Below are 19492 nucleotides of genomic sequence, written 5' to 3'. Positions count from 1 at the left end.
TTTAAGATAGCCCGCTCTGAAAAGAGCGGGCTTCTTTTTTTTATAGGTGCGGCGTGTCGACCTTCGGGCTCGATCCGCCGCCTTTCTTTAAAATCCTCATCAGAAATGATGAGGATTTTTTTATTTGCTCTTTTATTGTCCTAAAATAAGTGGACTAACGATCGAAATCCAGTGGAAGAGTTAATAGGCATTGAAGTGGGTATCAGGCATCGTTCTTTACAAGCCTCAGTTCTTTTTTGATTGAGGATTTATTTGCTTTAAATATTTGTAGTATCTAATAAACGGTTAAAATTATAGCGTAAGTAACATTGTATAAAGTTTTATTTTAGCCATAATAATGGTGCATTTGCCCCATTTTATTGCCTTGTTGTTTTAAATAATATTGCATAGTAACAATTTAAAATATACAGCAATGAAAACTAAATTACTACTTTCGATGGCAGTTTTAATGGGAATTTCTACCGTAAATGCTCAAACTTTAGGCGATTTTAAGCCGGGAAAAGCCGGTCCTGTAAGTTTGGAAAAACCAAAATTTGATAATAAAAATGTGTATATCGCAGACTTTGCGGTGCATTATCAGGTGTATAGCGAGAAATCTGCTTCCAAGAAAGGCGGTTCGGGCATATTTGGTGCCGTGATGGGTGCTGCAAAAGCCTCATTGGCGGTTGGTTTGGATATTTCAGAAAAAACACTGCAAAACATTACAAATGATGCGTATGCACAATTCATATCAGATTTAAAATCAAAAGGCTTTAATGTAATGGCAGCAGAAGAAGGAAAAAACACAGATTTCTATAAAGGATATCAGTACAGTACCAACTTAAATATGACTCCTTCAAATATTCTAGAAGGTGCTGTTACGGTCCATCCGCAAAACGTAGGTTTCTTCTACAAAGAAAAAGGCTCGACTGAAAATACCACAAAACTTTCTAAAGAGCTGAATGATGCAACTGTGGTTCGTGTAGATTTATACGTAGAATTTGTAAACACAAGAGCTTCAAGCAAAAGCGGTATCGGAGCCAATGTGGTAGCCAAAACAAATCTGGTATTGTCTGAAGATAATACAATTGCCCATTTCATAGTTGGTCGTAATAAAATCGGTGGTTCTCCTTTGGCAGAATATCAGGGTGTCCTGAAAAAAGATTTAGATATTGACGGTGTAATCAAGGAAGAAAAAATCTCCAATTACGTAGCTTCTGATTACGACAATTGGGGAACAAAAACAGCTTTCGGAACATTGTATTCGGCAAAAAACAAAGCCACAGCTAAAGCTGCAATAGTTCCGGTGGATGCTCAAAAATATGAAAAAGGAGCTGAACAGGCTATTGATATGTTTCTAAAACATCACCTCAACGAATTTCATTCAAAATATTATAGATAGTGGATCTGATTTTTTAATTTTAGATTAAAAACTATTTACGATGTCACTGCAATCTAGCCTCAACCATCAAATAAAAAGTTACAGAAAGTGGGATCTCGTTATCTTTCTTAGCCTTACTTTATTATCTGTACTTAATGGAAAAACTACTGTTTTTTACCTTATTTATTTCTTTTGGTGGAATGCTTTGGTGCAGTTGGCAGTAGATTTTTATTTCAGAAACCGAAATGAAAATGCAATTTGCGAAAACAACGAACGATTTGAATTTAGCAGTTTGTTTTTGATGGGAATTTACTGGGTGTTTATTGTGGTTTTTTTCGGATTTATCGCAGGATCAGGCAATCACGATATCATTTTTACCAATATGGAAGTTTTGTTTTTTCAGAATTGGTTTTTCAATGGCAATCTTATTTTTATTTTAATTGAAAGAATTTTGCTGCATAAAACCAAACAGCCCATATCCATTTATTTAAGTGCTTTCAGCCCCAATGCTATTGTTTTGCACATTTCGATTATTGTTGGCGGTGTGGTGATGTTTTTTGTGGTGAGAAATTATCCCGAAATATTCACGCCCGAAAATCGCTGGGGTTCTGCATTGATAGTGCTTCCGTTTCTGCTGCTGAAAATAATGATACAGTATTTAACAAAATCAGACAATCAACTTCAAAAAAACTAAGACAATGAAAACTACGATCCTATTATTGCTGATTTTTTTCAATATAAATCTTTCAGCACAGACTATCGACTGGAAAAATGCCCCGCTCAATCCTGCCGCTGTTTTTTATACTACCAATCATTTCAACGTTAACGGACCTATTAAGGAGTTTAGTGCTAAAAGCAGAGGTGGTGAGATTTTCTATTTGCATTTTAATGAATCAGGAAAATTGGTGGAAAAAATTACCTCGCAAGCTGCGGGAACAAACAAAATACAATTCACTTATCAATATGATGCCAAAGGAAAACTGATAAGTGAAATCACTGCATTCCTTGACAGTAAAGGGGCAAAAACCTACGAAAGCAAAACATCAATAACAGTAAATGATAAAGGTTTGGTGACTAAAAATGGTTCGATGATTTGCAGTTATGACAATAATGACCGCCTGATTTCAGTCATAAATAAAGATAAAAACGGTAAAGTAATTTACCGGCAGGAATTTGTTTACAATACACTTGGTCAGGTTATCTCCGAAAAAATTACTGATCCTCACGCTGCTACAGGTGTAATGGAAACCGAAGAGTTTAAGTTTACATATACAAAAAATAACCGAGGAGGTTGGGATGTTGCGATGCACATTTATAAAGAAGGAAAACTGGCAACCAAAGGAAGTATTCCGCTGATTACCTCTTCATTTGTCCGACAAAAAAGAGAACAAATATCTAATAACCCGAAGAAGTTTTCTTTTGATGAAGCCGGTTTGGAGGCATTTGATCCAAATATTGTCAGCGTAATGGTCGATCAATATAATAATCTAAGAGGTCAATTTGTCATTCGGTTAAAACAAGATTTCTATCCGGTAAACATCACATATTACAACAATATTCTGAGTGTGGCTAAGCCAAAGAAACCAAAGGAAAGTAATACTGTTCAAACTACTTCTACAATAAAAACGACTGAACTAATTAGTCAGACTACGGAGACAAGATTGTACAACGGAAAATACAACCAGGAAACAGCACTCACTGCAATTAATAAATATATCGACAACCTCAAAAAGCTGGGCACTTACAGTTTTGTGGGCGGAGCAACCAAAACCTACCAAATTGATGGAATATGGACACAAAAAATTTCGGAGCAAGATAAAGGCACTTTAAACATCAGGTATATTATTGGAGATAATCATTTAACTATTGAGCTAATTAGCGCTATACTGAATAAGAATGGCAAAGCCATTATGCTTTACCCACAATCTTCCGATGAAACAATAAGGAAATTATACCACAACCAAGTTGGGATGTTTGTAAATGGTCTATTCAGTTATTTGGGTATTAACGATAATGCCTCCACCATAACTAAAACTTCTACAGTAAATAACAATATTACAGTACAAAACAACACAAAAGTTGCCAATTCAACGGTTAATAACGTTGATCCTTACAGCGGTTTATCAGCCGAAGCCGGAGCCTATATGGCAGCTTACCGAATGAACCTGAATGGTTTGAAAAGTTACTTGGAGAATCAACTGAAAAGTTGGGAACAAAAAGGTTATGCTGCTGATCAAATCATTCAGTCTTACACCGCGATATTTAAAGAGGTTTACACAAAAAGCCCAGATGCCGCTTTTGAATTACTAATGAAATTGCCACAGCGTGTAGCTTTAACAAAGTTATTACCCAACCTAACCGATGAACAAAGAGATTTCGTTCGTAAAAAATCGAAAGAACGGCTTCAAAAATACAGTGGCTCTTATAGCAGTAAAACAAATTAATTTGATTGTAAAATGAAACTTGTACTAAAATATAATTTGCTTGTGCTTCTCTGTGTCTTCGGCTTGACAGCCAAAGCACAAGAAAGCATCAAGCCCGAAGATTTCGATTTACCAAAAAACACGGTGAAAGCAGTTATTCGTTATGCCGATTTTTCTATTCCGCAGCAACAGTTTTCTGTACGACCAAGTTACTCTGTGTATACTTTTAAAAATGATAAAATCGTCAGTTTACGATATGAAGACAGTACCACGATGGTTAAAACAACAGTAAATTATCAATACGAAAACGACAATCTGAAAAGTAAAGAAACCCACCAAAGTTCCAATGCGGGAACGGAACGCAAAATCAACACTTACCGTACCGAAAAACAGGGCTACAAAACCACATTTTATAGAACTTACCCTACAGAAGGAACAGACAAAACGATTTCGTTTTACAACGAAGCGGGCGAACTGCGAGGCAAATCGTTTTACAATGTACACGGAAAACGCACCGAACAAATAGAATATAACGGAAAGGAAGGTTACCGCCTGAAAAAATATTACGACGAAAAATTGATGTCTGATATCAGCTACGTGAACGATAGCAACGGAAAATTAACGAAGAGCGAAACCCTTGTTTTGCCCGGAGAAGATGAGGAAGTAAAGGTGCTCACACTGTATTACTACAACCCAAATGGCGACTTGAAACAAGTGGTGGATTTTATAACCGAGGCGAAAAATTCTGGTAAAAAAATCTCAAGACAAAAACAGTATTCTTATTTGTACGATGGCGATGTATGGGTGGCTCAAATTGAATACAGCCTGGCCAACAATAAAAAAAATAATCTAATCGCTACCATTCGAACCATTGAAACACCTGATAAAATATACAATGCGCCAAGCGATGAGCAGCTAAAAGTTTTCTTTCAGGAAACCTATCAAAAATATTTAAAATTATCAAGATGAAAAAAATAAAAAACATTAGCGCAATTTTACTTTGTATGGTTGCCGGCTTTGCAACTGCCCAAGATTTCATTCCCTATTATCCAACCGAATGGGAGTTTCGTAACCACGTGGATTTGATTGATTTTTCACAGGTAAAAAGTCTGACTACGAAGGAAATTGCCATTGATGAAAACGAAGAATTTCCCATTTTGGAAACCTATTTAAGTTGGAACAGCACATATCAATTAACCGATTATCAGTTTGTTAATTATAACAACAGTTATGCTGATTTTGATATCCGGTTTCAATACACCGATGCGTATTCCAACGAATTAAAATCGGTAAAAATCATTAATCCCAACACGCGGAAAACTATTGAAGAATGGCAATATACTAATGGTTCTTTTGATGTGGAAAAAATAAAAGTAACGCGTTATTTATTAAATGTTGCGCAACCAGATGTTTTTGAAGTAAAATACGAAGGGAATGATAACGATTATACCAAAGAAACCGTGTTCACGCCTGAAAATAAAGAAGCTAAGAAAACAGAATTTTGGTTTCAATCCGCTGCCGATGCTGCCACACTTCGCATAAAAAAAACATATCTGGATGGTATTTTAGATCAAACCGATCGTTTGCAATTAGATCAAACTGGAAATAAATTAGAAAAAACAGTGACCAACTTGGGAATTAGCAGCCTTACCAAATATCATTATAAAACCCGGAAAGTGGATGTAGCGGGAGATGAATTCGACTACAAAGATTTGGAAAAAATTCAGGAAGACGGTAAAGATAAAAAACGTTTTGAATATACTTTTGATGCAAAAGGCAACTGGACAGAACGAAAAAACTACAAAATGAAAAATGGCAAATGGGAATTTTCCACCATTACCAGAAGAACGATTGAATACAGAAACTAAAAATCTAAAATGATGAAATTTATTGCAACTTTATTTTTTATAATCATTTGTTTCGGCTTAAAAGCTCAGGAAGCCGAACACCTTTCAGCTCCCAAGACCTATTGGCAATCTTATGGTTTTCAAAAGCAGCCCGATTTTGCTAAAATTGCTTATTACAAAAGCGATAGTTTGGGGTATGAACCGGTGATGGCGGAAGTGATTTCGTTTAATAAGGAAGGGTTTATCATTCAAAAATATATGCGGATTTATGGTAAATACGCCAGTGAAACCGCTCATAATTATGTTTATACAAGCGGTGTTTTGGACAGCATCAATACTATTGCTTCGTCATCAAATTTTAATTCGAAGCAAAAACTGCATTACGGTGCAAATGGTGTTTTAGAAAAAGTGACAGCTTCAGGCGTTTACACCAATTTTACCGACACCTATCAGTATGATAAAAACGGAATGGTCAGTTCCATTCAAAGAACCTACCAAAACGGAAGCAAAAAAGAAGCTTTCTTTGACCACCTAAAAAATACCGTTACGGAAAAAGAAACCAGCGCCAAAGGAACGGTGACGGAAACCATTTTTGTGTACGATGGTGATGATATGTTGGCTTCTTTTCAAAAAGATGGTAAAAATAAAATTCGATTGAAAGACAAAGAGCGCCGCATTGAATTTACTGTAAAAATATCAGAAAATGATCCGTTGAATTATGCCTTGAACCTGCGAAAAATGAAACAGGAAGATGCCAAGAAATTTCAGCAAACCATAGGTGATTTAAGCGCAAATCCGAGTGCAATCATTACCTTCGACATTCCGGCTGAAAGTAAAAATGAAAACGGAGATTGGACAAAAAGATTACAAATTGACAAGCAATTGGGTGTTCAGCGAAGAATGGTTTTTAGAGAAATTAAATACAGCGACGGCAGCCAAAGCGGAAGTACAGAGTTTGATTTGATTTTTGATATGAAAGTGAAACACATCCATTAGTAAAAATTTTTATGAAAACGAAATTCATTATTGCAATAGTTGGGATGCTCAGCATTCAAATGTTGGGATTTGGACAAAATATAGATTGGAAAAATGCTCCTTTAAATCCGATACCTCGCGGGGCGGATTTGAAATATAAAGATCTGAAAGGAAGTGTGTTGCAGGAAAGCATTTTGGATTATTACACCCGTGACGGAAAGTGGTTTTCGTTTGATGGAAATGAGAAAATTAAAAAGGACGCACAAGGTCGGGTAGTGGAATTTGTGGATAACAGAGGAAATGTTTACGGATACAAATATGACAGCAAAGGAAATTTAGTGGAAAGTTCATACAATTCTACTTCTGTGACCACTTATGTTTATGACGCAAAAAACAGATTGATAAAGGAGAGTTATAAAGATGCTCAAAATAAGACCAGAAGCAATGATTATACATATTCTACAAAAGGAGATATTTTGGTTTTAAATCTTTATAGAATTGATATCGGAGGCACAAAAATAGAAAGTGAAAAACACTTTAAAAACGGACTCGAGATACTTGAAGTTTTCAAAGAATATCCGTCCGTAAAATATGAATATCAATTTGACCAAAAAGGAAATTGGATATCCAAAACATTTTTGGACGCATCTACCAACAAACCTAAAATAAGCGAATACGACAACAAACCGATAAAACCCGTAACGCGCGATATTATTTATTATGACGAATACGATAAAGGATTAAACAATTATTCTCTTGTTCTAAATGATATTTATGAAGGAAAGAAACAAACGCCCTTTTTAATACCGAGACAATACATAAATGGAAAAGAACTTAAAATACAACTTTATACACGATTTTTTGATGATTATGTATTTTATGATCCTTTTTCAAATAATTATTACAACGCCCCAAATACCTATGCGAAAACACACAAAGACGGCGATAAAATCCCATTTGAAAAATTGGTGAATAGCAATGAATTGATATTGTTGTACAACGGAACAAACATCAAAGTATTTGAGCCTTATGATCGGGAAGGGAATTTTGAAGATTGGAAAACCACCAATTATACCCGTGATTTAAATGCATACATTTCCGTTCACAAAAAAGATGGACGTGCATTTGTTTTTGAAAATTTACCGGTAAAGAATGATACGAAATTAAGCGCTGTATCGGGGAAATCCATCTCAGGACCATGGTATGTGACGATAGGTGGTAGTTCAACCATCTTTTTTGAAAATGGTAATTACGTGGAAGGACCGTATGAAATTTCCGGTTACATCGCCAATTCCGCCACTTTTGACCCCGTTATCTCTGTAAAAGGAGTCAATACCTATGTTTTGACCAATTATGATAGCGAGAAACTGATTTATAAAAAATTCTATCAGGCAAGAAAATTTAATCCTTCAACCGATAAAATTCAATCAAACTCCAATTCTGAAATCAATCAGAAAACCCCTGCCAATGATAAAACCGATTCTGAATATGCCAAAAGTTTTTCCATTTCGAAAAATCAGGACGGTACGATGAATTATTTTCAAAATAACCAGAAGATAAAGGAACCCGATGGATATATAGAAGACCATTATGGTAACGATGTTTTTTATTACGATCCGGGTGTTTATTATTTTTTTGATAAGGTGTACAAATCATTGATAGACGGTGGTAAAGTATTGCCTGGTTTTGTCTATCAAGGTGAAACAATCATTAAATACGTAGGAAACGGGATGGATGTTTACTACAAAGGTAAAAAACTAGCCCAGACGGAATATTTATATGTTTGGAATCCAAATGCCGGAAAAAACATCCTCATTCCTTCCGCACAAAAAACTTATACCGAAAGATCCGGAAAAGGAAATTTTTACAATTCGTATTATTTTACTGATGCAAAAAACGGCATAAATTATTTAGAAGTGGATCAGGATAAAAACTATAAATTAATTGTCAATGCAAAAAGAATTCCCAATGCCGAGTTTGAATTAAAAGTCAATCCTGCCAATTCCAAAGAAGGATTTGTTTACCAAAACGGAAAGAAAACATTTAAAATTTCCAATTTTGACAAACTAAATATAAAGCCGGATTTAATTCCTTTGATTCCCCTTTAATTATTCAATTTTAAATTTTCACAAATGAAAAACCTAATTTTTGTCTGTTTACTTTTCTTTTTGAAAAATGCTTCCGCCCAATCCCTGCCCGAAATCAGCTACCGGGATTATGGCTACAAAAAGCAAGTGCAAAAAGTAGAACAAATTTATTACAGCTTTGACGACGAAAGCGTAGAAAAGGTCGAACAACTAATCCGTGTTTTCAATACCGATGGAAATCTGGAAAGCTACGAAAACCAAAGTTTTCTGGACGAAAGCTGGGCGAAATCAAAAACGGTTTACAAAAAAGGTCGTTTGCATCAGGAAATTTGGGAGCACAGCAATCCGTACCTGAATCGGACTTATACCTACGAATACGACAGTGAAAACCGCATAGCCAAAGAAAAAATTCGATTTAAAGATGGTGCCAAAAGTTATATCGACTTTCAATACCAAAACAAACAATTAAATTTAATCAATGCCGAAATTGATGGCGTAAAATCCAGTACAGAAAGGCATTACAGCCAGAAGGGAAATTTATACAAAGAAATCCACCGCCAAAAAGTTCCGGGCGAAACCGATATTATCACTAACTATTTTTATCTCGAAAACCGTGAAATTCTGTCTTTTGTAGCACCGCAAAGCTATTTCTACGCAACGGTTTATTTGAAAGACGAAATGGATGAAATTGGAATGGAAATCAAATTTAAACTCATCGAAGACAGCATCGCTCAAAGCAAACTGTTGAAAGGCATTCAGCGTTTTGAGGCCGAAGCGCCAAAAGATAATTTGCCCTTTGATTTGCAGGGGTATTCTGATCAAACTTTGCAGGCGTATGCCAAAAATCCGGAAGAATTGAAACCTTATCGAATGTTGGTATTTCTTCGCGATGAACATAAAAACATCATTGCCGAAGCAGAAGTGGATGTAAAGACTAAAAAGATTGCAGGAATTGGCTTTTTTCAAATCACTTATGCCGATGGAACCGTCACGGGAAATACCGATTTTCAGCATAAAAAGCGACACATTTTTGAAGCAATGTTAGACAAATACCAACTTCCCTAATTCCCATTGATATGAAAATTATTTTACAAAAATACCTGAACTTATTACTCCTTTTTATCAGCATTTTTTCGGTGCAGAAAACCTTTGCCAATGCTGCGCAACCGGGCATTTGGAACGCCGGAGGAACGGTTTTTACGATGTTGTATCCCGAGGACAGTCTGAGTTTCAAGAAAGTGCAGATGCAGCAGGAACGCATTTACATTCAGCTTTACAAAGGTTTTGCCGTGGTAAAAGGAAGCTATGTTTTTAAAAATACGAGCAACGAAAACCTGCAATTTAAAATGGGTTATCCGGTAAACGGCATCTATTCGGGTGGCGAAACGGATCTCAACCAAATTACCCTCGATAGTTTAAGTCAATTTAAAATCAAAGCCAAAGAACGTTGGTTAGATTTAATCAAAGAAAATCATCCGGAACTCAATCACAACGATCGAAATGTAAATCCGTTCAGCGACAATTGGATGGTTTGGCAAATGGCTTTTGCACCCAACGAAACACAAACAGTAGAAGTATATTTCATTGTGAATACCAATGATGCGCAGGTACGCAAAGGTTACAATTTAGAAAACCGAAATGCTTTTATCTATCTTTTGGAAAGCGGCAGCGTTTGGCAGCAACCCATCGAGAACGGAAAATTTTATGTGCAACTGAAAGACGGATTAACACCCGAAAATTTACAAGGTTTGTCGGAAGGATTTAGCTTTAAATTCAATGAAAAATACCAACTATTTACCGGAAACAAAAGTCATTTTTCGCCAACTCCCGCTGACAATCTGGTAGTTGCTTATTACGAAAAAATAGAAAATTTCGACTTTGCGAAACATACCGCTCAGTCAGAAAAACTATTCAACGCCATTGATGAACTCAGCCGAACTCCGCTCGATGAACTTAATTATACCGAAGCAGAATTAGGCAATCCATACGAAGTGAAAAGCACCATTGGCGGAGCTTTGCCGGGTTTGCTGACAATCTTTATGATTGTGGCGCCCGTTCTTATCGTAGTATTGCTTGTAGGAGTTTTAATTTGGGGATTTGTGAAATGGCGGAAAATAAAAAAGCAAAAAGGACAATAAAATGGTGGCATTAGCTTTGTTTTTTATCGTGATCATTGGGTTGATATTGCTGCTCATTCCTTTATTGAAAAAGGTTTTAAACGATTATGCACTCACGCTGGAAAGTCGTTCGGAAAAATTTACAGAAGAAAAACCAAACCCGCTTCAACAAGCGTTGAACCAATCGGTAGATCAACGCTGGCAAGAACTGGACGAACTTTTGACCCACTCAGAAAACTCGTCCTCCATTTCGCCAAATTCAACAGAAATACTGCAATCCCTTCAGATTTATTTGCAATCCATCCTGAAAATTTTCAAATCCGAAGAAAGTTCTGCTTGATTTTAAAGTGGTCAGGTTACACCACTTTAAAGGACTTAATACTTGCCGTATATTTTTGTAACGGTTTCTTTGTGGGGTAAGTATCAAGGGATTTGCTTTTTACTTAATCCATCAAAGTATTGATTAAACAATGAGTGATTTTCTCGGTTTGAAATTTTTAAATATCCAAAAGAAGTCGTGATGAGACTATAATTAAAATATTCCTATTAAAAATCAAATTGTTCAAAGAAAAAATAATGATAAGAATTGCCCGAAAATTGAATAGAAAGTTATAAATTGAAAAACACTTATAAAGATTTAGAATCCCATTTACGCATTTTCCCTCCGAACCAACTTGCTAAATTTAGCAAGAATAAAAATGAAACTCAAATCCTTACTAAAATTCAAATCATATAACATTTTCAAAATTCCGTTTGCTGAAACAAAAAAAAATACTAACTTTGTTGCTTATAGTCAACAACCAAAATGGTAAAGAAAGCGATATTGAACAACCTTATTTCTAATCAAGACCTTACAAGTCTTGAAAAGCATTTGGTATGTCATTATCTGAACAATAAAAATGTTGACTTTACCAAAAGTCCAATGTTGAAAGAGTATCTGAAAGGTTTTGAACAGAACACCGATTTGTTTTTTGGAGTTTCTGCTTTGGAAATTGAAACAATAAAAGACCTTGAAAATCATTTAGAGCTTATTATTCCACAAACGGACAGAAAACTAAATGGTGCATTTTTTACGCCCGACTATATTATTGACTTTATCATTAACGAGGTTAAACCACAACCAACCGACAAAAATCTTGACCCAAGTTGCGGTTGTGGAGCATTTTTAATTGGCTTGACAGATTACTATAAAAACACTTTTGGAAAGTCTATAAAATCAATCATAAAGGAAAATATATACGGTTCGGATATTCTTGCTTACAATATTCATCGCACCAAACTTTTGCTGACAATTTATGCATTACAGCACAATGAGATTTTAGAAGAAACAGACTTCAACTTATTCAACCAAGACAGTTTAAAAGCTGAATGGAATTTGCAGTTTGACACAGTTGTCGGAAATCCGCCTTATGTAAAGTTTCAAGACCTTTCGGATGAAAATAGAGCATATTTAGTAAAGAATTGGACAACCGTTGAGGGCGGAACTTTCAATCTTTATTTTGCATTTTTTGAATTAGGTTACAAATTATTAAAACCAACAGGACGTTTAGGGTTTATAACACCAAACAATTATTTCACATCGCTTGCAGGTGAAGCAATGCGTAGATTTTTCCAACAGAAAAAATGCGTTTCACGCATTATTGATTTCACGCATAAGAAAGTTTTTGACGCTCAAACCTATACAGCCCTGACTTTCTTAAACAAGAAAGAAAACGAAGCCATCACGTTTGATAGACTTAAAAATGGTTACACACCGCAGGACTTTTTACCCATAGCAAATGGTTCGCCAAATTATTTAAAAGATTTGAACGTAAAAAAATGGCGTTTACTCAAAACAGACGAACAAAAAAACATCAAATCCATTGAAACAATAGGAACGCAAATCAGCAAATTGTTTGATATTTGCGTAGGTATTGCAACACTTAAAGATGATGTTTTTTTTATTGACGGAACGAACGAGAAAAATGGTAATTTCATCAAAACAACCGACAAAGGAACATTTGAAATAGAAAAAGAAATTACAAAACCTGTTTACAAAATTTCTGACTTCAAAACACAAGAAGAAGCCGAACAAAATACCCGAAGAATTATTTGTCCGTACACAATAAAAGGAAAAACGGCAACACCAATTTCCGAAATGGAATTTAAAAAGCGGTTTCCGAAATGTTACGAATATTTTCTTTCTGAAAAAGAAACACTTTTGGCAAGAGATAAAGGCAAAGTAAAATTTGAGCCGTTTTTTGTTTGGGGAAGAACTCAAGGTTTGGCAAAAACAGGAAAGAAAATTTTAAATCCAACTTTCAGCCAGACACCAAGATTTTTATTGATAAACGAAGAAGAAGCTTACTTCACAAACGGTTACGGTACATATTTTAAAGAACCCGAATTAGACACATTATTTGCAGATACGGTAAATCCAATTTCTAAAATCGAAAACATTGACGTAATACAAAAGATTTTGAACTCAATCGTAATGCACTATTATGTTAGCAAAACGAGTGTTTCTATTGAGGGTGGTTATCCTTGCTATCAGAAAAATTTCATTGAGAAATTTACAATTCCTGAATTTTCGGAAAGTGAAATTGAATTGCTTCGTTCGTTAAAAGACACGAATGAAATTGACGATTTTTTAATTGAGAAATATCAATTGTCAATACAGATACCTAAAAATGAAATATTAACGTAATTATCTAACCAATGTATATTGATTACTCTTCTTGGGAAACTTTTGAATACACATTAAGTTCTTTACAACTTGATGTAAACAACCCTCGTATTAAATATAGAGGAGAAAATCTCAACCAAACCCAAATAATGAAGTTTCTCATTCAAAACGAAAGAGTGTATGAGTTGGCCAAGAAAATAAGCGAGGAAGGGTATTTTGTAGGCGAAGAACCTATTATTTGTATTGAGGGTAACAAAAAAGTCGTACTTGAAGGCAATAGACGAACTGCCGCTTTGAAACTTTTACAAGACCCGAAGAAGTATTTATCAACTGCGAAAGCAAACACATTGTTACAGAATATACTCAAAAATAATTTTCCTGTTGATAAAAAATTGAGATGCTATATAGCACCTAATCGTCTATTGGCAAATCCAATTATATACGAAAGACATAACGGAGCAACCCTACAAAGGTGGAAAACAGGTAATCAATACTCATTTGTGGCTGAAATGTATTATGAAGACGGCTTGTCTATTGATGATATTTGTGATGTTTTAAACGAAAGCCGAGCAAGAATACTAAAACCTTTAAAGGCTTACAACTTGTTTTTTGAAGGTAAAGAAATTTTGGAAAAAGAAGAAAATCTTACCATTGATATTGCCAATTTTGACTTTACAAATTTAGAAAGATTTTACACTTACGAAGATGCAAGAATCTTTCTGGGAATTGACTTTAATAACGAAAACGGAGAACTTTTAATTCATTTACCCCAAGAAGAATTTGAAAAGAGAATATTAGAAGTTTTCAAAATTTTAATTGATGCTGAAAGATTTTCAAGAGATTTCAATAAAGAAGATGATAAGAAAAGATTTGTTGATGATTTGAAAAATAATCCAAAATTTGATTTTTCTGTTCCCACAGAAGAAACAACAACAGAAAGTAAAACTTCTACACAAAAATCATCTTTAGAAGAAAAGAAAAGTCAGATAACACCAAGAAGAAAAAGTAAGAAGCGTAAACCTCTACTTGATAATCGTATCATTTCGGGAGATAAAGAAGTAATTTTTGACAATGATAAATTAGACGGTTTATTTCAAGAGTTAAAAAATTTACCGATTGATAAAGTTTATTCTTTTGCAGTTTTATTAAGAACTTACCTTGAACAATCTTTATATTTTTATTTAAAAGAGAACAGCTTATTAGATTCTTTATCAACTAAAACCAATGAAGAAAATGAACAAAATAGTTTAAAGAAAGTTACAACCCTTGTCACTCACATAAAAGGAAAATATGGTGTTACCGCAGAAATAGATTCCACACAAATTATGTCCATTTTACGTTTTAATTCTAAAAAGGACTATTCAAATGCTTCATTGAAAATTATGCTTGATTATGTAAAAAACAATGAATTAGATAATCATTTAGATACAAATCAATTAAAATCCTTGAAACATTATATTGACAGAATCAAAGACGGATTAGATTTAGCGGTTCATAATTTAGAATTTATTGTTGATGCAAATCAAAATAAGACTGCGTGGAAAAATTTAGAGCCACTCTTTGATATATTAAGTAATAATATAAATCGAGAAGAATAATATGATTTTTTATTCGCCATTAAGATATCCAGGAGGAAAAAATAAACTCGCTGTATTTATTGCAAAGATTTGTGTTGACAACAATATCAAAGGGCATTATGTTGAACCATACGCAGGAGGAGCATCTGTTGCTCTTTTTTTACTAATGGAGGGATTTGTCAAAAGAATTACAATTAATGACAAAGACAGGTCTATTTATGCCTTTTGGCACTCGGTTTTGAATAAGTCTAAACAACTTTGTGAATTAATAGAAAATACAGATATAAGTATTGAAGAATGGAGAAAGCAAAAAGAGGTACAAAAAAATAAAGAAAAAGCAGATTTACTTGAATTAGGCTTTTCAACACTCTTTCTAAATCGCACTAATCGTTCGGGAATTATCAGTGCAGGTGTTATAGGAGGCTTGAAGCAAGAAGGAGATTATCTGTTAGATTGTAGATTTAATAAACAAGAAATTATAGAGAGGATTAAAGCAATAGCAAAAAGGAAAAAATTTATACGACTATATAAAAAAGATGCAGTAAAATTAATTGATAAAATACAATCAGAATCTGAAAATTCTGATACGATTTTTTATTTTGACCCACCTTATTTTTTAAAAGGAAGTTCTTTATATATGAATCATTACAAGAATAATGACCACGAACTTGTAAGTAACAAAATAAAAGAAATCCGCAATATTCGTTGGATTGTATCTTACGATAACGTTCCCGAAATTAAAGAACTTTATTCTTCATTTTATAAAAAAGAATATTCATTTAAACATACTGCTTATACTGCTCGACTTGGCCAAGAAATTCTGTTCTTTAGTGAATCGCTAAATTGTCCTGATATTAAAAATTGGAATCCTCTGAATTTTAAATTTAGGAAAAGTGGAGATGAAAAAACTATCCAATATATCAGTTAAATCTTTCATTATAGGTTTCCAATAAATCAGGTACGAATTTATTCCAAGAAAGTTCGTTAATATCTATGGTTGAATTTTCGGGAATTAGTCCAGCTTCTTTCAGCTCATCGCTTGTATTATAAATTTTGGCGGGAGTTTGGCTGAAATCAACAATCAGTAAACAAACTTTTTCGTATTTGTAGAAGTTCTTTTCCGTCCCTTGTCTATTGTTGATTGCCTGAAATGACTTTATGTATTTCAGAACCGTTGCCTGATTAGGCTTCTTAAAAACAATCTCGTTATTTTTAACTTCTTTGTCGTCATACTCAGGAACGGCAATCATATAGACTTCACCTAAAACCATTTTAGGGCAACGGTCGTGTAAGTTAATGGCTTCCGAAGTTGTTCTTTCGTAAAGCGTGTCAAAATTTTTCTGAATACTACTTATCTGACTTCTGATGTTTATGGAAATGGTTCTTTCTGTAAACTTTTCACCATATTTATCCACGACATCTTGCAATAATCCCTCTTCTAAAATTTCTTCTGCTTTATCGAGGTTTGAAACAACACAGACATCTTGATTTTTTTGTTTACGAGAACCAGCAAGTTTTAATTCGGGAGTTCGACTGTTTAACGGAGGAAAAATCAAATCTTCATTTATTCCTGCTTCAATCAACTCAATTTTTACAGCTTCGTGAATATTTAAAATCGGACGAGAAGACCTAATCATTGCTTCTTTTCCTTTTGCACCATTCTCAATTATCGAAGTTTCAATTAATTCTTTAAAATTATCTACCGCTTTTTGTATGTTTTTCAAACTCATTATCGTTAAAAAATTCTTTAAGCGTTACATTTAACGCATTGGCAATCTTCTCAATATTGACAATAGAAACATTACGTTGTCCATTTTCAATACTTGCGATATAACTTCTATCCAAGTCAGCAGTATAAGCCAAGTCCTTTTGAGACATTTCGGCTTTTTCTCGTAGTTCTTTTATTCGCTGGCCTATTTTTAGTTTTATATCCACGATGCAAAAGTGAGAATATGTTGACTATAAATCAAAGACTATAAGTAACATTTGAGATTAATTTTAAGGAATAGAGCAGTAAGAAAGCTAAATTGTAAGAGTGAGATAGACTTCGTATCAGTATGCAAAAGTGACAACTAAACACTTTCTTTTGATTTTTTTTAATAAATTTGAACATTCTCGTTTTCATTGAAATATAGTGCTAAAATCTATTATGTTACCTACTTATTAGAATCTTAACATAACCTATATATTTTATAAAAATTGCTAAATGTATCTTAGAATAGGAATTGAAATAATGCTACATTTTTGTTTTAGAAATTAGAATTTCTTTAACTAAATATTTCTTTTCAGGTTTAGATTTTCAATTTGCTAAAAAATAATATTTATTTATTTATTTATGCTGATATTTACTTTAAATAAAGTTGGATAAAAATATAAATTAGGGGATATTATTTTTTAATGGATAGAGAAAAAATAACAAAATCAAATATTAGAAATTGAATAGTAAATCGGCAAAAACAGCTTCCATAGATTTACTAGTTCCGATTGTAATTTCTATAATACAAAGCGAGAGAAAAAAGTACATTTAAGGGATTGACAAATTGCGAATAGAGAACCAATTATAAATACCCATTTTGCAGAATGTAACCAATAAAAATTTATTGAAATAATTGAAACGGATGAAAATTAAGTACACCATTTACCTTGCATTTATCAGTTTAATTTCGGTAACTGCATCCGCCCAAACCCAAAAAACGGTTGACAGCATACAGCAAATTGTGCAACAAGAAAAAGCGTATCCAAAGAAAATTTCGGTGTTGCAGGATCATTTGAAAAAGATTTACCAAAAAGATTTTGATGCGACCATACAGCTTTCGAGATGGGGTTTGGAATTGGCAAAGGTCGAAAACGACAAAGTGAATCAGGGTGACTTTTTACGCTACATCGGGCTTTCTTATGGTAAAAAAGGGAAAATAGACAGTGCATCGGTTTACTATTACCAAGCACTTCCGTTGCTGGAAAAGTCGGGCAACAGCGAAAAATTGGGTTTGCTCTATGATGATATGGCGAGAATGTACCGCAAATTAAAACAACCGAAAAGATCGTTGGAATTTTACGACAAAGCTTTGAAATTGTATGAAGATGAAAACGATCTTGAAGGAATTGCCCGCATCAACAATGAAAGTGGCGTGGTTTTCAGGGATGATTTTCAGAATTATAAGGAAGCAAACATTCGGTTTGAAAAATCATTACGCATTCAGCAACAGCGGAATGACAGCGTGGGAATTGGCTACGCATTGGAGTTTTTGGGTTACAATCAATTGTTGATCAAAGATTATAAAAAATCGGAAAATTATCTGAAACAGGCGCTCGAAATCCGTAAAAAACTGGACGATGACTTTGCTTTGATGCTCAATTATACGGCTTTGGGTGAATTTTACAAAGAAACCAAACAGCACCAACTTTCCAATGAATATTTTGAACTAAGCAATGCTTTAGCCCGAAAAATCAAATTTACCGACATTCAAAAATACAATTACGAACAGATTACGGGCAATTACGAAGCGCTGGGTAATTATCAAAAAGCTTTTGAGAGTTTGAAATCGTTTAACGTGCTGAATGACAGTTTGTACACGGCTCAAAAACTGAAAGATGTAGAAGAAATTTCCACCAAATACGAAACGGCAGAAAAAGAAAATCAAATCCTGCAACAACAGGCAAAATTGACCAACCGTAATTTCTGGATTTTTGGTTTGGCGGCTTTGGCGGTGATCATCGGTTTGATGGGTTTTCTTTTTTACAAACAACAGGTGCTGAAAAACCTTCGCCAAAAACGAGACAACGAACTGAAACTGGCACTTCAACAAATTGAAAATCAAAACAAATTACAGGAACAGCGTTTGTCGATTTCACGGGATTTGCACGACAACATCGGGGCGCAATTGAGCTTTATCATTTCTGCCATCGACACCATTAAATATTATGTGAAGGACCAAGACGAAAACCTGATCGGACGATTGAGCAACATTGGTTCCTTTGCCAAAGAAACCATTCAGGAACTGCGGGATACCATTTGGGCAATGAACAAACAAGGCATTACCATCAAAGATTTAGAAAGCCGAATTGCCAATTTCATCGAAAAGGCGAAACAATCGCAAAGCGATACACAGATTGAATTTCAGGTTGCCGATGATGTGTCGGAAGAAGAAGTTTTTACGGGCATTCAGGGCTTGAATATTTTCAGGATTATTCAGGAAGCTACCAACAATGCTTTTAAATATGCAGACGCCAACCGGATTGAAATTCTTATTTCCAAAGAAAATTCTGCCCTTCAATTTCAGGTGAAAGATGACGGAAAAGGTTTTGAGGAAAGCGAAATTGAACCCGGAAACGGCTTGCTGAATATGCGAAAACGAGCTTTGGAATTAAACAGCGAATTGCAACTGCAATCGGAAATGGGGAAAGGAACGAAGGTTTGGTTTAATGTTCATAATAATTAATG

Annotated in this window: 16 protein-coding genes; 14 read left to right on the top strand and 2 right to left on the bottom strand. The window is 34.3% G+C overall.

Annotation, left to right across the window (positions count from 1 at the left end):
- The first annotated feature begins 412 nt into the window (after nucleotides 1–412).
- The 13 genes from GV828_RS12460 to GV828_RS12400 all read left to right on the top strand — a co-directional run bounded on the left by GV828_RS12460 (nucleotide 413) and on the right by GV828_RS12400 (nucleotide 15979).
- Entirely contained in the window at nucleotides 413–1381 is a 969-nt protein-coding gene (locus GV828_RS12460; RefSeq protein ID WP_166537830.1) for a hypothetical protein, read from the top strand.
- 40 nt (nucleotides 1382–1421) lie between these two features.
- Nucleotides 1422–2054 (top strand): hypothetical protein, encoded by a 633-nt coding sequence (locus tag GV828_RS12455; protein ID WP_166537829.1) that lies wholly within the window; start codon nucleotides 1422–1424, stop codon nucleotides 2052–2054.
- A gap of 4 nt (nucleotides 2055–2058) precedes the next feature.
- Nucleotides 2059–3804 (top strand): hypothetical protein, encoded by a 1746-nt coding sequence (locus GV828_RS12450; protein ID WP_166537828.1) that lies wholly within the window; start codon nucleotides 2059–2061, stop codon nucleotides 3802–3804.
- A 12-nt stretch (nucleotides 3805–3816) separates the two neighbouring features.
- Nucleotides 3817–4752: a hypothetical protein gene (locus GV828_RS12445; protein ID WP_166537827.1), complete on the top strand. Its 936-nt coding sequence runs from the start codon at nucleotides 3817–3819 to the stop codon at nucleotides 4750–4752.
- Nucleotides 4749–5651, top strand: coding sequence for a hypothetical protein (locus GV828_RS12440; protein WP_166537826.1), 903 nt, complete (start codon nucleotides 4749–4751; stop codon nucleotides 5649–5651). Before GV828_RS12445 ends, GV828_RS12440 begins: the two co-directional genes overlap by 4 nt.
- A 9-nt stretch (nucleotides 5652–5660) precedes the next feature.
- Complete coding sequence (locus GV828_RS12435; RefSeq protein ID WP_166537825.1) at nucleotides 5661–6626, top strand: hypothetical protein; 966 nt, start codon at nucleotides 5661–5663, stop codon at nucleotides 6624–6626.
- Nucleotides 6627–6637: 11 nt separating this feature from the next.
- Complete coding sequence (locus GV828_RS12430; RefSeq protein ID WP_166537824.1) at nucleotides 6638–8713, top strand: RHS repeat domain-containing protein; 2076 nt, start codon at nucleotides 6638–6640, stop codon at nucleotides 8711–8713.
- Nucleotides 8714–8737: 24 nt separating this feature from the next.
- The gene (locus GV828_RS12425; protein ID WP_166537823.1) at nucleotides 8738–9757 is read left to right on the top strand and encodes a hypothetical protein; all 1020 of its coding nucleotides are present in this window, start codon (nucleotides 8738–8740) and stop codon (nucleotides 9755–9757) included.
- Nucleotides 9758–9768: 11 nt separating this feature from the next.
- Complete coding sequence (locus GV828_RS12420) at nucleotides 9769–10830, top strand: hypothetical protein (RefSeq protein ID WP_166537822.1); 1062 nt, start codon at nucleotides 9769–9771, stop codon at nucleotides 10828–10830.
- Between the two features lies 1 nt (nucleotide 10831).
- The gene (locus GV828_RS12415; protein WP_166537821.1) at nucleotides 10832–11149 is read left to right on the top strand and encodes a hypothetical protein; all 318 of its coding nucleotides are present in this window, start codon (nucleotides 10832–10834) and stop codon (nucleotides 11147–11149) included.
- A 465-nt stretch (nucleotides 11150–11614) separates the two neighbouring features.
- On the top strand, nucleotides 11615–13495 hold the full coding sequence (locus GV828_RS12410; RefSeq protein WP_166537820.1) for an HsdM family class I SAM-dependent methyltransferase: 1881 nt from the start codon (nucleotides 11615–11617) through the stop codon (nucleotides 13493–13495).
- Between the two features lie 11 nt (nucleotides 13496–13506).
- Nucleotides 13507–15072, top strand: a complete 1566-nt coding sequence (locus GV828_RS12405) for a ParB N-terminal domain-containing protein (protein ID WP_166537819.1) — start codon at nucleotides 13507–13509, stop codon at nucleotides 15070–15072.
- Nucleotide 15073: 1 nt separating this feature from the next.
- The gene (locus GV828_RS12400) at nucleotides 15074–15979 is read left to right on the top strand and encodes a DNA adenine methylase (RefSeq protein ID WP_166537818.1); all 906 of its coding nucleotides are present in this window, start codon (nucleotides 15074–15076) and stop codon (nucleotides 15977–15979) included.
- Here the strand turns inward: GV828_RS12400 and GV828_RS12395 are convergent.
- Together GV828_RS12395 and GV828_RS12390 are read right to left on the bottom strand one after the other, a co-directional pair.
- The gene (locus GV828_RS12395) at nucleotides 15972–16775 is read right to left on the bottom strand and encodes a restriction endonuclease (RefSeq protein WP_166537817.1); all 804 of its coding nucleotides are present in this window, start codon (nucleotides 16773–16775) and stop codon (nucleotides 15972–15974) included. The genes GV828_RS12400 and GV828_RS12395 overlap by 8 nt on opposite strands.
- Complete coding sequence (locus GV828_RS12390) at nucleotides 16747–16986, bottom strand: helix-turn-helix domain-containing protein (RefSeq protein WP_166537816.1); 240 nt, start codon at nucleotides 16984–16986, stop codon at nucleotides 16747–16749. The genes GV828_RS12395 and GV828_RS12390 overlap by 29 nt, the downstream gene beginning before the upstream one ends.
- Nucleotides 16987–17669: 683 nt before the next feature.
- Between GV828_RS12390 and GV828_RS12385 the strand changes: the two genes are divergently transcribed.
- The gene (locus tag GV828_RS12385) at nucleotides 17670–19490 is read left to right on the top strand and encodes a tetratricopeptide repeat-containing sensor histidine kinase (protein ID WP_166537815.1); all 1821 of its coding nucleotides are present in this window, start codon (nucleotides 17670–17672) and stop codon (nucleotides 19488–19490) included.
- Nucleotides 19491–19492: the final 2 nt, after the last annotated feature.

It is taken from the genome of Flavobacterium ichthyis, from assembly GCF_009915155.1.
Lineage (GTDB): Bacteria > Bacteroidota > Bacteroidia > Flavobacteriales > Flavobacteriaceae > Flavobacterium > Flavobacterium ichthyis.
The sequence above is the reverse complement of the archived record's forward strand: the minus strand, read 5'-3'. Positions and strand labels throughout refer to the sequence as shown.

Excerpts from the sequence above, each read along its gene's own strand:
- GV828_RS12460 (WP_166537830.1), top strand. The coding sequence starts at position 413 with ATGAAAACTAAATTACTACTTTCGATGGCAGTTTTAATGGGAATTTCT.
- GV828_RS12455 (WP_166537829.1), top strand. The coding sequence starts at position 1,422 with ATGTCACTGCAATCTAGCCTCAACCATCAAATAAAAAGTTACAGAAAG.
- GV828_RS12450 (WP_166537828.1), top strand. The coding sequence starts at position 2,059 with ATGAAAACTACGATCCTATTATTGCTGATTTTTTTCAATATAAATCTT.
- GV828_RS12445 (WP_166537827.1), top strand. The coding sequence starts at position 3,817 with ATGAAACTTGTACTAAAATATAATTTGCTTGTGCTTCTCTGTGTCTTC.
- GV828_RS12440 (WP_166537826.1), top strand. The coding sequence starts at position 4,749 with ATGAAAAAAATAAAAAACATTAGCGCAATTTTACTTTGTATGGTTGCC.
- GV828_RS12435 (WP_166537825.1), top strand. The coding sequence starts at position 5,661 with ATGATGAAATTTATTGCAACTTTATTTTTTATAATCATTTGTTTCGGC.
- GV828_RS12430 (WP_166537824.1), top strand. The coding sequence starts at position 6,638 with ATGAAAACGAAATTCATTATTGCAATAGTTGGGATGCTCAGCATTCAA.
- GV828_RS12425 (WP_166537823.1), top strand. The coding sequence starts at position 8,738 with ATGAAAAACCTAATTTTTGTCTGTTTACTTTTCTTTTTGAAAAATGCT.
- GV828_RS12420 (WP_166537822.1), top strand. The coding sequence starts at position 9,769 with ATGAAAATTATTTTACAAAAATACCTGAACTTATTACTCCTTTTTATC.
- GV828_RS12415 (WP_166537821.1), top strand. The coding sequence starts at position 10,832 with ATGGTGGCATTAGCTTTGTTTTTTATCGTGATCATTGGGTTGATATTG.
- GV828_RS12410 (WP_166537820.1), top strand. The coding sequence starts at position 11,615 with ATGGTAAAGAAAGCGATATTGAACAACCTTATTTCTAATCAAGACCTT.
- GV828_RS12405 (WP_166537819.1), top strand. The coding sequence starts at position 13,507 with ATGTATATTGATTACTCTTCTTGGGAAACTTTTGAATACACATTAAGT.
- GV828_RS12400 (WP_166537818.1), top strand. The coding sequence starts at position 15,074 with ATGATTTTTTATTCGCCATTAAGATATCCAGGAGGAAAAAATAAACTC.
- GV828_RS12385 (WP_166537815.1), top strand. The coding sequence starts at position 17,670 with ATGAAAATTAAGTACACCATTTACCTTGCATTTATCAGTTTAATTTCG.